General features: G+C 59.6%; 15 protein-coding genes. 9 read left to right on the top strand and 6 right to left on the bottom strand.

Features of this window, described 5'->3' with window-relative positions; genetic code table 11:
- The first annotated feature begins 211 nt into the window (after positions 1–211).
- On the top strand, positions 212–925 hold the full coding sequence (locus tag PCPL58_RS13395) for a FadR/GntR family transcriptional regulator (RefSeq protein ID WP_065349603.1): 714 nt from the start codon (positions 212–214) through the stop codon (positions 923–925).
- A 213-nt stretch (positions 926–1,138) separates the two neighbouring features.
- On the opposite strand, the gene PCPL58_RS13400 is transcribed toward PCPL58_RS13395, so the two are convergent.
- Positions 1,139–2,230: an alpha/beta hydrolase gene (locus PCPL58_RS13400; RefSeq protein ID WP_065351048.1), complete on the bottom strand. Its 1,092-nt coding sequence runs from the start codon at positions 2,228–2,230 to the stop codon at positions 1,139–1,141.
- 230 nt (positions 2,231–2,460) lie between these two features.
- Here PCPL58_RS13400 and PCPL58_RS13405 point away from each other — a divergent pair, with 230 nt between their 5' ends.
- Together PCPL58_RS13405 and PCPL58_RS13410 are read left to right on the top strand one after the other, a co-directional pair.
- Positions 2,461–3,693 (top strand): methyl-accepting chemotaxis protein, encoded by a 1,233-nt coding sequence (locus PCPL58_RS13405; protein WP_083188385.1) that lies wholly within the window; start codon positions 2,461–2,463, stop codon positions 3,691–3,693.
- 125 nt (positions 3,694–3,818) lie between these two features.
- Positions 3,819–5,063, top strand: coding sequence for a D-mannose isomerase (locus PCPL58_RS13410; protein WP_003371923.1), 1,245 nt, complete (start codon positions 3,819–3,821; stop codon positions 5,061–5,063).
- 33 nt (positions 5,064–5,096) lie between these two features.
- On the opposite strand, the gene PCPL58_RS13415 is transcribed toward PCPL58_RS13410, so the two are convergent.
- Positions 5,097–6,185, bottom strand: coding sequence for an AbrB family transcriptional regulator (locus PCPL58_RS13415; protein ID WP_065349604.1), 1,089 nt, complete (start codon positions 6,183–6,185; stop codon positions 5,097–5,099).
- Between the two features lie 106 nt (positions 6,186–6,291).
- Between PCPL58_RS13415 and PCPL58_RS13420 the strand changes: the two genes are divergently transcribed.
- Positions 6,292–7,194, top strand: a complete 903-nt coding sequence (locus PCPL58_RS13420; RefSeq protein ID WP_044308784.1) for a LysR family transcriptional regulator — start codon at positions 6,292–6,294, stop codon at positions 7,192–7,194.
- A 9-nt stretch (positions 7,195–7,203) separates the two neighbouring features.
- Here the strand turns inward: PCPL58_RS13420 and PCPL58_RS13425 are convergent, their stop codons facing one another.
- Positions 7,204–7,722 (bottom strand): nucleoside 2-deoxyribosyltransferase, encoded by a 519-nt coding sequence (locus PCPL58_RS13425; RefSeq protein ID WP_065349605.1) that lies wholly within the window; start codon positions 7,720–7,722, stop codon positions 7,204–7,206.
- A 168-nt stretch (positions 7,723–7,890) separates the two neighbouring features.
- On the opposite strand from PCPL58_RS13425, the gene PCPL58_RS13430 reads away from it, so the two are divergent.
- A complete protein-coding gene (locus tag PCPL58_RS13430; protein ID WP_065349606.1) occupies positions 7,891–9,594 on the top strand; it encodes a VRR-NUC domain-containing protein in 1,704 nt (567 codons plus the stop codon).
- Here PCPL58_RS13430 and PCPL58_RS13435 read toward each other — a convergent pair.
- Positions 9,570–9,872 (bottom strand): hypothetical protein, encoded by a 303-nt coding sequence (locus PCPL58_RS13435; protein ID WP_065349607.1) that lies wholly within the window; start codon positions 9,870–9,872, stop codon positions 9,570–9,572. The genes PCPL58_RS13430 and PCPL58_RS13435 overlap by 25 nt on opposite strands.
- Positions 9,873–9,982: 110 nt before the next feature.
- Positions 9,983–10,270 (bottom strand): hypothetical protein, encoded by a 288-nt coding sequence (locus PCPL58_RS13440; protein ID WP_003371935.1) that lies wholly within the window; start codon positions 10,268–10,270, stop codon positions 9,983–9,985.
- 518 nt (positions 10,271–10,788) lie between these two features.
- On the opposite strand from PCPL58_RS13440, the gene pstS reads away from it, so the two are divergent.
- The 4 genes from pstS to pstB all read left to right on the top strand — a co-directional run bounded on the left by pstS (position 10,789) and on the right by pstB (position 14,554).
- A complete protein-coding gene (gene pstS, locus PCPL58_RS13445) occupies positions 10,789–11,817 on the top strand; it encodes a phosphate ABC transporter substrate-binding protein PstS (protein WP_065349608.1) in 1,029 nt (342 codons plus the stop codon).
- A gap of 81 nt (positions 11,818–11,898) precedes the next feature.
- Positions 11,899–12,894 (top strand): phosphate ABC transporter permease subunit PstC, encoded by a 996-nt coding sequence (gene pstC, locus PCPL58_RS13450; protein WP_003371940.1) that lies wholly within the window; start codon positions 11,899–11,901, stop codon positions 12,892–12,894.
- Positions 12,891–13,775, top strand: a complete 885-nt coding sequence (gene pstA / locus PCPL58_RS13455) for a phosphate ABC transporter permease PstA (RefSeq protein WP_003435912.1) — start codon at positions 12,891–12,893, stop codon at positions 13,773–13,775. Before pstC ends, pstA begins: the two co-directional genes overlap by 4 nt.
- Positions 13,775–14,554: a phosphate ABC transporter ATP-binding protein PstB gene (gene pstB / locus PCPL58_RS13460; protein ID WP_002553918.1), complete on the top strand. Its 780-nt coding sequence runs from the start codon at positions 13,775–13,777 to the stop codon at positions 14,552–14,554. Before pstA ends, pstB begins: the two co-directional genes overlap by 1 nt.
- Here pstB and PCPL58_RS13465 read toward each other — a convergent pair whose 3' ends face one another.
- The gene (locus tag PCPL58_RS13465; protein WP_065349609.1) at positions 14,555–15,484 is read right to left on the bottom strand and encodes a LysR family transcriptional regulator; all 930 of its coding nucleotides are present in this window, start codon (positions 15,482–15,484) and stop codon (positions 14,555–14,557) included.
- Between the last annotated feature and the right edge of the window lie 185 nt (positions 15,485–15,669).

The following is a 15,669-nucleotide window of genomic DNA, read 5'->3' on the forward strand; positions in this document are numbered from 1 at the left end:
GTTGATGCCTGGTCGGGACCTTGAACGTAGTGGCTGATGGTAGGCGGTGTGGATGGACACAGGAACTTTGACAGTCGGGAATGACTTATAATACAAGTAAGACAACTGTGCAGGGCGTTTAAATCCGGCTTTCAAACGCAACCAGCCCGGCATTTGCGCTGCCACGGCCGTGATACGGCAGCTTAACCAGACAAGTCAGGATTCACTCACCATGCAAGAGCCCGCCGGTACTGCGCCCAAACGCCGTCAGCACAGCCTGGCCACTGATCTGGTCACCGAACTGAGCCAGCGCATCCTGCTCGGCAAGATCGCACCGGGTCAGAAGCTGCCGTCCGAGAACCAGATCGTCCGTGAGCACGGCGTCAGCCGCACGGTGGTGCGTGAAGCGATTTCCAAATTGCAGGCGTCCGGGTTGGTGGTGACCCATCACGGCATCGGCACGTTCGTGCTCGAACGCAGTGACCAGACGGGACTGCGCCTCAAAGTCGAAACGGTATCCAGAGTGCGCGATATCATCGAACTGCGTATCGGCCTGGAAACCCAGGCCGTGGCGCTGGCGGCTGTGCGCCGCACCGATGAGCAACTGGCGGCCATGCGTCAGGCGCTGGACGACTATCAGGACCTGCTGGCCAACGACGACAGCTGCGTCGAGGCTGACAAACACTTTCACATGCTGATCGCCGAAGCCACTGGCAATCCGTATTTTCTGGAGATCATGCAACACCTGGGTAGCGCGATCATTCCGCGCAGCCGCATCGCATCGAGCGAGCGCGCAGGCAACAACCTCGCGCATCAGGGCTATCTGGCCAACCTCGAACACGAAGCACTGCTCAGCGCCATTCGCCGCAAGGACCCGGATGCAGCACGTGCGGCGATGTGGACACACCTGAGCAACAGCCGTGAGCGGCTGGTTCCGCTGGAGTAGATGCGAACAAGTTCGCTCCCACAGAAGCCCCCCATGCTCGAGCGTACGGCAAAAATGCAGGAGCGAACGTGTTCGCGAAAAGGCCCGTACAGTCGCAGAAGATTCGGCGTTCAAAACACCGCCTTCGCGAACAAGCGAAGCGTCGCCCGGTTCGTCGCTCCTACAGAAGCCTGGCGCCCCCGGTATCGACGATACAAGGGAGGCGGTTGCGTACTACGGTGTTGCGTTCAGCACGCCGAGCATCACTTGGGTCTGCCACTCGAAATACGGGTTGAACGTCAGGCGCGCATGGATCTTGCCCGGTTCGGTGTAACCCCAGTCCGAATACCATACCGGCTCGCCTGCCATGCACTTCGCGGTGTCCGGCGTGCTCTGGCCGTTCCAGCAGATACGCTGGCTGCCGGATACGCCGTAAAGCGGATTGTCCGCTGAAAAAAGCAGGCCCATGTGTGAAAAGCGGCTGATGCGGTATTCCGGCAGGTAGTCCTTGCGCACCTCGACGCGCGGCGTATTGGCCGCGCGGGCGGGCAGGTCGCCGTACCAGATCAGGCGACTGGCGGGATTGCTGAAGCGCTGGCTGAAATTATCCAGCACGTAATCAGTGTCGAGTACTGAGTCGTGCTCGGCGATGGCGATGAATACCGGCTTGTCATAGCGACGCTGATGCAGGCGGTCCTGGGCCAGCGCGCTGCTGCGATAGAACTGGGCAAAACCATTGGTAGGCACGTTCATGTAGCGAACCGGCGTCTGCATCGGGCGCAGGCCTTGGTTCGGCGCGGCGAGCCAGGGGCGTGCCCAGCCGATCCACGGCGTCAGCCAGGCATAGCCGCTGTTGGAGCGAAATGCCGGCGAGAACAAGAGCAGCCCGGCGATTTCGTCATGCCCATAGGCGTAATCGAGGACCAGATTGGCACCGGTCGAAAAGCCTCCCAGATAGACCTTCGGCACTTCACGAGCGAGCAGTTGCGCCTGTTCGCGCACCACGCGCTGCCACTGTTCGAGGCGCACGTCGAGCATGTCTTCGGGCTTGGTGCCGTGCCCCGGCAACAAAACGGTTCGGACCAGATAACCCTGAGCGGCAAGCATCTGTGCAACGTCATGAAACGACCACGCCGAATCCCCCAGGCCATGCACCAGCAGCACGCCGCCCTTGGGTGTCCCGCTCGGGGTCCACTGGCGTGGCTCGTTCCAGTCCAGCTCGGCCTGGTGGTCGGCGGTCTGAAAGTTGCGCTGGTTGCGAATCAGCTCGAGGGTCTGCTGACGGTAGTCTTCAAAGCGTTGTTTCGGCTCATCGCTTTCCGCCATTGACGTGCAGGCTTGCAGGGTCAACAGCGACAGCAGGCTGGCGAGTCGGAATTTGATCAAAAGGGGGCCTGTGCGCACATATATGAGGGTTCAAAAGGTCGACGCGGGCACTCTGCCATGTACGTCGCGCCCGTGACTACTTTCAGGCACACTCGGGCGTTCTATAACTTCAACAAAATGTATCCATATGCCCAAGCATTGCAAGCCTCGCCACGCGCCTGGAGTCGTTCATGTTCGCCCTTGATCGAGCGCTGGCCCAGGACATCGTCGACCGGGCCATGGCCATCCTGCCGTACAACGTCAATGTCATGGACTACCTGGGCATCATCATCGGCAGCGGTGATGCCGAGCGATTGTGTACCCGTCATGAAGGTGCGCAGCGAGTGCTGGCCAACCGGCAGGTGGTGGAAATCGATTCTCTGGCAGCGTCACAGCTAGGGGGTGTCAAGCCGGGTGTCAACCTGCCGCTGATGCTCGATCATCAACTGGTAGGCGTGCTCGGCATCACCGGCGAGCAGGTTGCCAACGGCGACCTGACCCATACCATCGAGGTCGATGGCGAAGACGAAGTCACCCGGCTGTTGCGTGCCCTGGCGACGATGCAGATCAATCTGCGTGAAGCGATGCGCCACATCGGCAGTTCGGCCACGCAACTGGCATCGGCCGCCACCGAGCTCAACTCGGTCACCGAAGACAGCTACCGCGGGCTGAACCAACAGAATGCGGAGATCGATCAGGCCGCCACGGCGATCAACGAAATGACCTCGGCAGTAGAAGAAGTTGCGCGTAATGCCGTGTCCACATCGGACGCCTCAAACCAGTCCAGCACCTCGGCGCTGGCGGGCCAGACGCGGGTGATCGAGACGGTGCAGTCGATCCAGACGCTGACCGACAACGTGCAGGCCACCTCGACGCTGGTGCAAAACCTTGCCAATCAGTCGCAGGATATTGGCAAAGTGCTGGACGTGATCCGCTCGATTGCCGAGCAGACCAACCTGTTGGCACTCAACGCCGCCATCGAGGCGGCACGGGCAGGCGAGTCGGGCCGCGGTTTCGCGGTGGTGGCGGACGAAGTCCGGGCATTGGCGCATCGCACCCAGCAGTCGACCCTGGAAATCGATTCGATGGTCAGCGCCATGCGCAGCGGTTCGGCGCAGGCACTCGACTCGATGAACACCAGCCGTGACCGGGCCGACTCGACGTTGGCACTGGCCAAGGGCGCGGGTGAGTCCTTGAGCGAAATCACCTCGTCGATCAACCAGATCTCCGAGCGCAATCTGGTGATTGCCAGCGCGGCTGAAGAGCAGGCGCAAGTGTCGCGTGAAGTTGATCGAAACATCGTCAACATTCGCGATCTGTCCATGCAGTCGACTCAGGGCGCCAACCAGATCAGTGCGTCGAGCCATGAATTGTCGCGTCTGGCCGCTGACCTGAATCAGGTGGTCTCACGCTTCAAGGTGTAAAACCCTACATTGATACAGGTTGTGTCCGCTTGCCGACGATCGACCGGACGCGCATTATGCCCTCGGTCGAAATGACCTCCGGTACAGTCTGGGCACAACCTTATCGAAGGGGGCGGCATCGCTTCATGAATAACAATAATCAAACCTTCAGCAGTTGGCTGCGCTCGCCAGCCCATCACCAGTGGCTGGCCCTGGAAGGCAATCGTCTGTTGACCTTCGCCAAGGCCTCCAGACTGGACAACGGCTTTGGCAGTCTTGATGACTACGGTCGGCTGATGGTCGGTGCCACCGCAGGAACCATGAACACTGCGCGCATGACCCACTGTTTTGCCATGGCCCATGCGCAGGGCATTCCCGGTTGTGCTGCGCTGGTCGATCACGGTATCGCCGCGTTGCAAGGCCCGTTGCACGATGCCGAACATGGCGGCTGGTTCAGCGCCGCGCTCGAAGACGGCGGCAAGACCGACAAACAGGCTTATCTGCATGCGTTCGTTGCCCTGGCGGCCAGTTCCGCCGTGGTGGCGGGGCGGCCTGGGGCGCAGGCATTGCTGTCCGACGTCATCCAGATCATCCAGACGCATTTCTGGAGCGAGCAGGAAGGCGCCATGCGTGAGTCGTTCGCGCGGGACTGGAGCAATGAAGAGACCTACCGCGGTGCCAACAGCAACATGCACAGCACCGAAGCTTTTCTCGCGCTCGCTGATGTGACCGGCGACGCGCAGTGGCTCGACCGGGCGCTGAGCATCGTCGAGCGGGTTATCCACGAGCATGCCGGTGCCAACAATTTTCAGGTCGTCGAGCATTTCACCCAGGACTGGCAGCCGCTGGCCGATTACAACCGGGAAAACCCGGCCGACGGTTTCCGGCCCTTCGGCACCACGCCGGGGCATGCTTTCGAGTGGGCCCGGCTGGTGTTGCATCTGGAGGCTGCACGCCGTCAGGCCGGACGCGCCAACCCCGAATGGTTGCTGGACGACGCCCGCCAACTGTTTGCCAATGCCTGCCGGTACGGTTGGGATGTCGACGGTGCCCCGGGCATCGTTTACACCCTCGACTGGCAGAACCAGCCGGTAGTCCGTCATCGTCTGCACTGGACTCACTGCGAAGCGGCCGCTGCTGCTGCCGCATTGCTGCAACGTACCGGCGAGCAGCAGTATGAAGACTGGTATCGCTGTTTCTGGGAGTTCAACGAGACACTGTTCATCGATCACGAGCATGGCAGTTGGCGCCATGAGCTGAACGAGCGCAACGAGCCCAGCGCAGACATATGGCCCGGCAAGCCGGACCTTTATCACGCCTATCAGGCCACGTTATTGCCGGTGTTGCCGCTGGCACCTAGCCTGGCCAGCGCCCTGGCGGGGCTGGAATGAACGGCTAGCGTCTGTTGAGCTTGAGATCGGAAGTCAAAGCGCAGGGATGCGTTTGTCGGTCAGGCGGATGATCTGCCTGGCCAGGAAGCTTCCGGTCAGGATCACGCCGAACAGGCGCAAGGTCTGCATCGCCAGCACGAAGCCGACGTCGGCATGCGTATCGATGGCAATAATGGCCATGGTGTCCAGGCCGCCCGGGCTGGTCGCCAGGTATACCGAGAGATAATCCTTGCCCATCATCACCGCAATCAGCCAGGCCGACACAGCACAGAGCACGATCAACAGCAGTGAGGCCAGAATCATCATCGGCAGTCGTCTCCAGACGTATTGCACCGTTGGCCGGTCGAAACGCAGGCCGACGTAGCAGCCGATGGCACCGTAAGCGATGGGCAGCAACCAGGCTGGAACGCTGATCTGCATCACGCCACTCAGTTGCAGCGCGCCGCCGAGCATCAGCGGCACGAGCAGGGCACCTGCCGGGAGACGCGAGCCGAGTGCCACGCCTGCGGCAATCACTGCAAGGCTCAGCGCCAGATCGACAAGGTCAAGGCTGGGCAAGACCGCCGCACCGCTGTGCAGGGCCGCAGCGGAATCCGGGGTGCCGATGAAATGGCTGACCAGCGCGCCGATGGTGACCACGCAGACCACGCGCACATATTGCATGGTGGCGACAATGCGTGAGTCGGCACCGTAATCTTCGGACATCGCGACCATCGCCGAGGCCGCGCCCGGTGACGTGCCCCAGGCTGCCGTGTTGCTCGGAATGCCGGCAAAGCGCACCAGCACCAGTCCAACTGCCGCGCTCAGCACCACCGTGAGGATGGTCGCCAGGAGCATGACATGCCATGAATGAAGGGCGGTGAGCAGCACACTGACCGACATGGCATGCGCGATCAGCACGCCGACCGTGCCCTGACCGAGTTGAAAGGCCCGCTTGGGCATGCGGATGCTGGCACCTGATACGCCAAAGCCTATGGCGACCAGCATCGGCCCGAGGAACATCGCAGCAGGCATATCGAACAGTTTGAGCAGTTGCCCGGCAATGCCGGCCATCAGGATCAGACCCGCCCATTGAGTCAGCGGGGAAAGGGAGGAAAGCGAAAAGCGTGAAGCGTTTGACAAGGACGTTCTCCTTGATTGGGGTGAATCACATGCGCACAGTATCGACTTCCCAACCCATCAAGTCTATTTTCTAATAATCATGAATTGATAACTTTGGTTGATAGATATGGACCTGCGCGATCTCACCTATTTCGAAACCATTGCCGAGCTGGGGCATCTCGGACGTGCTGCGGAGAAGCTAAATCGCAGCCAGCCAGCGCTGACCAAGAGCATTCAGCGCCTCGAGGAGTCATTCGGAACGCGACTGTTTCAACGTGACGGCCGAAGGATCAAGCTGACGCCCGTGGGCGAGTTGCTGCAGGCACGCGGCAAGGAGTTGCAGCAAAGCATTGCCCAGACCCAGCGCGAGGTGCGGGATTTCGCCAGTGGCATGGTGGGCAACATTCGGGTCGGCTGCGCCGCGACGATGGCGGAATATTTGATGCCGAAACTGACGTCCGCCTTGTTGCAGCGCACCCCGGACGTCACCTTGAAACTGGTGATAGGTCAGGATGACCTGCTGCGCGAATCATTGCGCTCCGGTCAACTGGACATGATCATTTGCGCGCTGGCGCCCGACAGTGAAGACGTCACCAGCTTTGCCATACTCAGGGACGAAGCCGTGGTGGTCGCCAGCAAGAATCATCCGATCTTCAAGCCGTCGTTGAAAATGAGTGACCTGTGCGCGTATCGCTGGGTACTGCCGCCTGTGAGTGTTTCATCGCGCAAATGGCTGGACGCAACCTTCGCTGCTCATGGCCTGCCGCTGCCGACGGTGCAGATCGAAGCGAACTCGATCTCGCTGTTGCCGGGGCTGATTGCCCGCAGCAACCTGTTGAGCTTCATTGCCCGCGAGTCGCTGGAGTTCGGCAAGACCATGCAGCACCTGCGTGAAGTGCCGCTGGAGCAAACCACCCTCAAACGCACCATTGGTGTGACGTTGCGCAAGGGCGGTTACCTGTCACCCGCAGCAGAAGGCATGTTGCAGATGCTGCGCGATAACGGCGGGGACTTTCTGGGGTGGGGCTGACCGCCCCGGTCAGCCGCTTGTGGGCAGGGCCTGAAAGCCACTCAGGTACTTTGCCAGCGCCTCTGCACCCAGCTCCACGGTTGAGCTGGTGCCCGCCCAGCTGCAGGCGAGCATCAGGTTGCGCGGCAGGTCGAAGTCTTCAACCGTAAACCCATTGGCGTCGAGACCGTTTTCATCGTGGGGAACCAGTTCGCACAGCGACGCCACCGGTTCAAAGTACGCCCACACTGGCTTGTTCAGTGCGACCGCCATACCGACTTCGAAGGCCGTGCCCGAATCCGGCTCCAGGCCACGGAACACGTTGAGGTTGACCAGCATCGCTGAGCAGCGGTGGATCATCGCGACATTCATCGAGTAAATCTGCTGTGCGGTTTCATGCGCTGTTCGTCCGTGCGTGACCTCATTGTCAAACGGGTACAGACCCTCAAGTCCGTGTGCGGCGCACAAAGCCTTCAGATAGCGTCCATGTTCCACGGCATCGGTCCTGAACACGTCGAAGCCTGCGAGATAAACCAGTGGCGCGTGCATATTCGTCTCTCGGCTGCAGATGTTGTCGCGCCGATTCTAAGGCCGACCGTCTGCCCGCGATACATGCCATTGATCGGTCGAACACGATCAGCAGGCGTTTGCACTGGAATCTGTACGGATAACCAGTATCCTTGTTCAGTCTGCTCATTTGTCATGTGAACGCTGGCCTTGAATACTTCGCCCCTCGACAATCCGTTTTATTACCTGGAAAACTTCCGTCAGGTCCTTGACTGGATTGCCCGGCGCTACGATGACCTGCTCGACGCAACCGAGCGCCGCTTCATCAGCGAGTTTGCCGAGCTGCCGGTGCCCGCCCAGGGGTTGCTGGTGCGCATGGTGATGCGCAAGGGTGTGTTGTTTCGGGCCAGCAAACTCGGTTATGTCGAGATTGGCGACCCTCACGACGCCGTATTGCCGCTGCTGGCGCGGGAGTGGGTCGACACCGCTCCGCCACTGGGCCTGAGCGAGTTGTTCCAGCTGCTGCGTCGGGATGAGTTGAGCCACTGCTTCAAGGACCACGCGGTCAAGGGCCCTGAGCGCAAGCAGGATTGGTTCGAGCGCCTGCAGCCCATGTACCCGTCGCCGCAGTCCCTCGAACAATGGCATCCGACGTTGCCCGACGCCGTGTTCGGCCTGAAGATCATGCCGCTGTGTGATCGCCTGCGCTTGCTGTACTTCGGCAATCTGTACCAGGAATGGTCTGAATTCGTGCTGGCTGACCTGGGTATCTACCGCTACGAAAAAGTCGAGTTTTCGCTGGAGTCGCGTGGCATCAACGAGCGTGCGGATATCGATGTGTGTCTGCAATTGCATGCCTGTCGTGAAGCGCTGGAAACCTGCCTGGAACTGCATGCGCTGGCCGAGCGGGTCATTGCCATCGAATGCGGCAACCCATGGTTGCTCATGCGTCGTGGCAAACTGCTGTTTCGTATCGGGCAACAGGCCGAGCGCATGCAGGACTGGCCTCTGGCGATGGCGGTGTATCGTCAGTCGAGTTACCCCGGCGCGCGTTCAAGGCAGATCCGCGTGCTGGAGCGCAACGCTGAGTACGCAGCGGCGCTGGCGCTGGCGGAGCAGGCCCGTCTCGCTCCGGAAAGTGATGCCGAGGTCCAGCACCTGTCACGCGTCTTGCCACGCCTGCAACGCAAGCTCGGCCTGACTGCCGCGCGCAAGCGCACGGTGCGGGCCATTGCGCGGCTGGACGTGCAGGTCACGCCAGTGTCGGGCATGAGTGTCGAGCGTTTGATACGCCTGCACCTTGAAGAAGAGCAGGGCGGGGAGGTGCATTACGTCGAGAATGCGCTGATCAATTCACTGTTCGGGCTGCTGTGCTGGCGAGCCATTTTCGCCCCGTTGCCGGGTGCATTCTTTCATCCGTTTCACAGTGCGCCGAGTGACCTGTACAGCCCTGACTTTTATCAGCGCAGAGCATCGTTGTTCGATGCCTGTCTGACGCAACTGGAGTCTGATGAATACCTGACGACCATTCGTGAGCATTTTGAGAGCAAATACGGTCTGCAATCACCCTTTGTATTCTGGGGAGCGCTGACGCCGGAGCTTCTGGAACAGGCGCTTCATTGCCTGCCGGCAGAGCACTTGCTTCGCTGGTTTCGTCGGCTGTTGCAGGACATAAAAGCCAACCGGACCGGGATGCCCGACCTGATCCAGTTTTTTCCGGAGCAGCGTCGTTATCGAATGATCGAGGTCAAGGGGCCGGGTGACCGCCTCCAGGACAACCAACTGCGCTGGCTGGACTTCTGTGCCGAGCATGGCATGCCGGTGGAGGTGTGTTACGTGCAATGGGCGACTGACGACAGTGCCTGCGTCAGTAGCGACCTGTCAGGTCATCAAGGGGCCTTGTGCCCGTCCTGAGTGTCCTGATGATCCGCATCATGGGGCTGTTTCGAATCATGAGGCTTGTCGTCCGCGCTGCCGTTATTTCCCGGCAAGGGGTCCATGCCTTTGGTGCCGGGGCTTGTGCCTGGCGCGCCGGGGCTGGTGCCGTCGACGTTTTTTTCCATTCCGGTGCCCGGGACTTTCGGACCGTCGCTGACCGGGTTGGTCGGTTCGGTCGAACCTGCAAGCGCACTGGTCGCCGACAGGGCCAAAAATGTCGCCAGGCTTATCGCCCCCAATCTATTCCTGATCATGGTGCAAACTCCGTGAGTACTTTGATCGAAACAGTACGTTGAATGAAACTGTACCGCGAGAAGGGTAGACCCGCGGGCAGGGCATGGTCCTACCCGCGTAAGACGCCTGATTACTGAGTCTTGGTCTTTTCAGTGGTGGTGCTCTTGTCGTGCGTACCGTGTGTCGTCTTGTTGTCGTGCTTCATCGAACGCTCGGCTGCCGCTTCCTTGCTTTCAGCTTGCGCGCCTGGAGTCTCGGACGAGGTGCGGTCCATCGGCTGGGTATTGGTGCCCGGCAGTTTGGTCGCATTCTTGTTGATCGGGGTTTCAGGGGTGGTGGTCGACTCGGCAAAGGCGGCACCCGAAGCTACAGCCATCAGGCCAGCAAGAGTCAGGGCAGTCAGTTTGGTCTTGATCATGATGATTACTCCGTTGTTTTAAAGTACTCACGTTGGTCATTGGCCAGTGGCCATAGGTGCCGTCGAACCCGACGAACGGTAGATATGTTCGATGCATCAAGGCTTACGCCGTTGCTATCCGCCGTGAGAGTCATCGCGCGCCTTTTTCGGTCATTCACGCCCCCCTTAACGCCTTCGACAGCGAAGTTTTAAGTTGATTTAGCTATAACGTGACCACTCGGTCATTTACAAAGCTTCTTAAAATCACACTTTCTTACATTTTTATAACGAAGCGGGCATTCCGCTACCTGATGAGTGGTGGCAGAAGGCTATTCGGGTTTGCCGGTCGAAAATGTCCCGTAAACATTGGGTTTGGAAGGGGTTTTCGTAGCTGGCGACGTAGGAAATCACTTACAAAAAAGTTCCCCTAACGACACGATTCGTTGGATTGTCATTAAACAGCAACATTTGAGGTTTTAAATCCGCCTCGGGCCTCCTTAAGTGGACCACCACACAATCTCCTGGACTGAGGTATTACCGTGATTCTGCTGACTAAAAAACGCTTGTCGCTTCTGATCGCATCGCTGTGCCTTAGCGGTGTGGCTCACGCGACTGATGTAACAGGCGCTGGTTCGAGTTTCGTCTACCCGGTTATTTCGGCGTGGTCCCAGGACTACAGCAAGAGCAAGGATAACCGTATCAACTATCAGTCCATCGGTTCGGGTGGTGGTATTGCCCAGATCAAGGCTGCGACCGTTGACTTCGGTGCATCCGACGCCCCGATGTCTGCAGAAGATCTGCAGGCCGGCGGCCTGGGTCAGTTCCCAAGCGTGATCGGCGGTATCGTGCCGATCGTCAACGTCGAAGGCGTCGAAGGCGTCGAAAGCGGCGAGCTGAAGCTGGACGGTCCAACCATCGCCAAGATCTTCATGGGCGACATCAAGAAGTGGAACGACCCGGCAATCACTGCGCTGAACTCGGGCGTCAAACTGCCTGATACCGCAATCACCGTCGTTCACCGTTCGGACGGTTCGGGCACCACGTACAACTTCACCAACTACCTGAGCAAAGTCAGCCCGGAGTGGAACGAGAAGCTGAAGTTCGGTTCGACCGTGCAGTGGCCAGCAGGCGTGGGCGGCAAGGGTAACGAAGGTGTTTCGGCCTACGTGAAGCAGATCAAGGGTTCGATCGGCTACGTCGAGTACTCCTACGCAACCACCAACAAGCTGTCCTACACCCAGTTGAAAAACGCTGCCGGCAAATTCATCAAGCCTGACGCCAAGGCATTTGCTGCCGCCGCCGACACTGCCGACTGGGCAAGCGCCAAAGACTTCAACCTGATCATGACCAACGCGCCGGGTGAGGCTGCATGGCCGATCACCGCGACCACGTGGATCATCATGTACAAGAAAGCCAAGAACGAAGAGAAAAGCACGGCTGCTTTCGACTTCTTCAAGTGGTCCCTGGAAAACGGCCAGAAGCAGGCCGAGAAACTGGAATATGTAGCGTTGCCGAAATCGCTGGTTGATCGCGTGGAAAGCTACTGGAAAACGGAATTCACCAAGTAAGTGATTCAACCCGTACCACCCCTGTCATCAGCCGCGATATCGGCTCGGTGACAGGGGCTTTTCCTTGCGAGTGGCCTCAACATGACTGAAAACACCCAATACCTGTCCGCTAACGTCTCCGCTGGTGAGTCCGAGGGCGAGAAGCGCGCCAAACGGGATCATCGTCATGACCTGTGGTTCAAGCGTTCATTGCAGGCTGCAGCGATGCTGGTGCTTGCTTTGCTGGGTTGTATTGCCTTGTCGACCCTGTGGGGCGGCAGTCTGGCATTCCAGACTTTCGGGTTTGGCTTTCTGACCAGTACCGAGTGGGACGTGAACGCCGGCAAGTTTGGCGCTCTGGTTCCGATCTACGGCACCCTGGTGACCTCTTTTCTGGCTTTGCTGATCGCCGTACCGGTGAGTTTCGGCATTGCAATCTTTCTTACCGAAGTGGCGCCGCCCTGGTTGCGCATGCCGATCGCCTCGGCCATCGAGCTGCTGGCCGGTATCCCTTCGATCATCTACGGCATGTGGGGGCTGTTCGTCTTCGGCCCGTTCATGGCTGAACACCTGTCGCCGTGGATCACCGAAAACCTTGGCGCACTGCCGCTGATCGGTCCGATGTTCCAAGGGCCGCCGTTGGGTATCGGCATGCTGACCGCCGGTATCGTACTGGCGATCATGATCACGCCGTTCATTACCTCGGTGATGCAGGAAGTCTTCCGCACCGTGCCCGTGGCCCTCAAAGAGTCGGCCTATGCACTGGGCGGTACAACCTGGGAAGTGGTCTGGGATATCGTGCTGCCGTACACCCGTTCGGCCGTGGTCGGCGGTGTGTTTCTGGGGCTGGGGCGCGCGCTCGGCGAAACCATGGCGGTAACCTTCGTACTGGGCAACGCGCATCAGTTCTCGGCTTCGCTGATGATGCCGAGCAGTTCGATCGCTTCGGTGATCGCCAACGAGTTCAACGAGGCTTACACCGACTTGCACCGTTCGGCACTGATCGCCCTTGGCTTCCTGTTGTTCGTCGTCACCTTCATCGTGCTGGCCCTTGCACGCCTGATGCTGTCGCGCCTTTCGCGTAAGGAGGGGTTATGAGTAAGGATGTGACCGGCAGCGAGCACCTGTATCGGGTTCGCAGCATCAAGAACAAGATTGCGATGGTGCTCAGCTGTGGTGCCACTGCCTTCGGCCTGCTGTGGCTGGTGTGGATTCTGCTGACCACTATCATCAAGGGCATCGACGCGCTCAACCTGCAACTGTTCACTGGCATGACTCCGCCGCCTGGTACCGAGGGTGGACTGGCCAACGCGTTCTACGGCAGCGTGCTGATGTCCGGCATCGGCCTGCTGATCGGTACGCCGATCGGCCTGATGGCCGGCATTTGGCTGGCCGAGTTTGCCCGCTACACCAAACTGGGCAACGCCGTGCGCTTCATTAACGACATCCTGCTGTCGGCACCTTCGATTGTGCTCGGTCTGTTCGTCTACACCGTCGTGGTACTGCCACTCAACGCGGTGACAGGCCATCAGGTGGGCTTTTCGGCGATTGCCGGTGCGCTGGCGCTGGCATTGCTGGTGATCCCTGTGGTGGTGCGTACCACTGACGAAATGATGCAACTGCAACCCTCGACCATGCGTGAAGCTGCGCTTGCGCTGGGTGTGCCGCAATGGAAGCTGACCCTGCAAATCGTCCTTCGCGCGGCCAAGGCTGGTGTGGTAACCGGCGTATTGCTCGCATTGGCACGCATCACCGGCGAAACCGCGCCGCTGCTGTTCACCGCTTTCGGCAACCAGTTCTGGAGCAGCGATCTGCTCAAACCCATCGCCAGTGTTCCGGTGGTGGTTTTCCAGTACGCCATGAGCCCGTTCGATGACTGGCACTCCCTGGCATGGGCCGGGGCGCTGGTCATGACGTTGTTCGTACTGATACTGAGTCTGCTGTCTCGCTTAATTCTTCTGCGCAATAGGGCGTCCTGATGAACAACCTTTCCCTGGCCAACGAAAAAACCAAGATCCAAGTGCGCGGTCTGGAGTTTTTCTACAACAACCAGAAGTCGTTGAAGTCCATCGACATGACCATCCCCGAGAAGCGCATCACGGCGATCATCGGCCCGTCGGGTTGCGGTAAATCGACCCTGCTGCGCGTCTTCAACCGCATCTACGCGATGTACCCGAAGCAGGAAGCGCGTGGTGAAGTGCTGCTCAATGGCGAGAACATCCTGGCCCCAGGCTATTCGATGAACCGCCTGCGCAGTCATGTGGGCATGGTGTTCCAGAAGCCTGTGCCGTTCCCGATGTCGATCTACGACAACATTTCCTACGCCATCAAGCACCACGAAAAACTGTCGCGTCGGGAAATGGAAGATCGCGTCGAGCAGGCCCTGCGTGGCGCGGCCTTGTGGGACGAGGTCAAGGACAAGCTCAAGCAGAGCGCGACCGGTCTGTCCGGTGGTCAGCAGCAGCGTCTGTGCATCGCCCGCACCATCGCGCTGCGTCCTCAGGTATTGCTGCTTGACGAGCCGACCTCCGCGCTCGATCCGATCTCGACTGGTCGTATCGAACAGCTGATCACCGAGCTTAAAGAGCAGTTCACCGTGATCATCGTGACTCACAACATGCAGCAGGCGGCGCGTTGCTCCGACTACACCGCCTTCATGTTCATGGGTGAACTGATCGAGCACGGCGACACCGACACCATCTTCACCAAGCCCTCCAAGACCCAGACCGAAGATTACATCACCGGTCGTTTCGGCTGATCATCCGGCCAGGGCGGGCGCTTCCTGGCGCTCGCCCATGAACTCCTCGATCCTGCTGCGCAGCCAACGCTCGGCAGGGTCGCTGTCCATCACACTCAGCCACGTCATCGACAGGTCCAGCCCCGGCGTGGGGAAGGGCAGTGGCTCGTCATACAGCAAACCCAATGCGCTCATGGCCTTTGCCGCATAGTCGGACAGCCCCGAAATCATGTCGGTGCCGGCCATCAATGCGGGCAGGGTGGCGAACTGCGGCACCGACAACACCACCTGACGCTTGCGCCCCAGCGCGGTCAGCCACTCATCGGCGAAACTGCTGACACTCGCGACGTGCGACACCACAACATGTGGGCGCGAGCAGTATTCGTCCAGGCTCATGGGGCTGGCAGGCTTGTCGGCGCGCACCAGCCTCGGCTGCACGTTACGCAGCGTCTTGCGCTTGGCATTGGCGGGCAGTTCACGGGTCAGGCAGACGCCAACGGTGATATCGCCGGACATCAGCACCTCGGAGATATTCAGGTAGTCGACGTGCTTGACCACGATCACCACGCCGGGCGCTTCCTGGCGGATGGCCTTGAGCATCGCCGGCAGCAGGCCGAATTCGACGTCATCGGTCAGGCCGATGCGAAAGGTCATCTTGCTGACCGACGGGTCGAAGTCGGTGGTCAGGCTGAGCGCTGTGGACATGGCGTCCAGCGCAGGCGTCAGGTGCTTGAGAATCTCGTGAGCGCGCGAGGTGGGTTCCATGCGATGGCCGACGCGGATGAACAGTGGGTCATTGAGCAGACTGCGCAGGCGATTCAAGGCAGCGCTTATCGTAGGTTGGCCGAGAAACAGTTTTTCGGCTGCGCGGGTGACGTTACGCTCCTGCATCAATGTTTCAAATACCACCATCAGGTTGATGTCGGCCTTGCGCAGTTCATTTCGATTCATTGCTGTTCCTTGGCATCAGACCTGGACGGCCAAGTCTAGGCAGTCCACGCAGAACGCGTCCAGCATTTTGCCTCTGCATGATGAAACGTCTGCTTACGGTTCTTCGGGCAGGAAAAGGGCGAATCTGTAAGGGGAAACAGGGTCTACTGGCAGGCATGCGGTTTAACGTAAAAACCGCCTTGGAT

The organism is Pseudomonas cerasi, assembly GCF_900074915.1.
GTDB lineage: Bacteria > Pseudomonadota > Gammaproteobacteria > Pseudomonadales > Pseudomonadaceae > Aquipseudomonas > Aquipseudomonas cerasi.

What these genes read in the sequence shown, in the direction of transcription:
- PCPL58_RS13465 (WP_065349609.1), bottom strand. Translation starts at nt 15,484, where the DNA reads ATGAATCGAAATGAACTGCGCAAGGCCGACATCAACCTGATGGTGGTA.
- PCPL58_RS13395 (WP_065349603.1), top strand. Translation starts at nt 212, where the DNA reads ATGCAAGAGCCCGCCGGTACTGCGCCCAAACGCCGTCAGCACAGCCTG.
- PCPL58_RS13420 (WP_044308784.1), top strand. Translation starts at nt 6,292, where the DNA reads ATGGACCTGCGCGATCTCACCTATTTCGAAACCATTGCCGAGCTGGGG.
- PCPL58_RS13405 (WP_083188385.1), top strand. Translation starts at nt 2,461, where the DNA reads ATGTTCGCCCTTGATCGAGCGCTGGCCCAGGACATCGTCGACCGGGCC.
- PCPL58_RS13435 (WP_065349607.1), bottom strand. Translation starts at nt 9,872, where the DNA reads ATGATCAGGAATAGATTGGGGGCGATAAGCCTGGCGACATTTTTGGCC.
- PCPL58_RS13400 (WP_065351048.1), bottom strand. Translation starts at nt 2,230, where the DNA reads ATGGCGGAAAGCGATGAGCCGAAACAACGCTTTGAAGACTACCGTCAG.
- pstB (WP_002553918.1), top strand. Translation starts at nt 13,775, where the DNA reads ATGAACAACCTTTCCCTGGCCAACGAAAAAACCAAGATCCAAGTGCGC.
- pstA (WP_003435912.1), top strand. Translation starts at nt 12,891, where the DNA reads ATGAGTAAGGATGTGACCGGCAGCGAGCACCTGTATCGGGTTCGCAGC.
- PCPL58_RS13440 (WP_003371935.1), bottom strand. Translation starts at nt 10,270, where the DNA reads ATGATCAAGACCAAACTGACTGCCCTGACTCTTGCTGGCCTGATGGCT.
- PCPL58_RS13425 (WP_065349605.1), bottom strand. Translation starts at nt 7,722, where the DNA reads ATGCACGCGCCACTGGTTTATCTCGCAGGCTTCGACGTGTTCAGGACC.
- pstC (WP_003371940.1), top strand. Translation starts at nt 11,899, where the DNA reads ATGACTGAAAACACCCAATACCTGTCCGCTAACGTCTCCGCTGGTGAG.
- PCPL58_RS13410 (WP_003371923.1), top strand. Translation starts at nt 3,819, where the DNA reads ATGAATAACAATAATCAAACCTTCAGCAGTTGGCTGCGCTCGCCAGCC.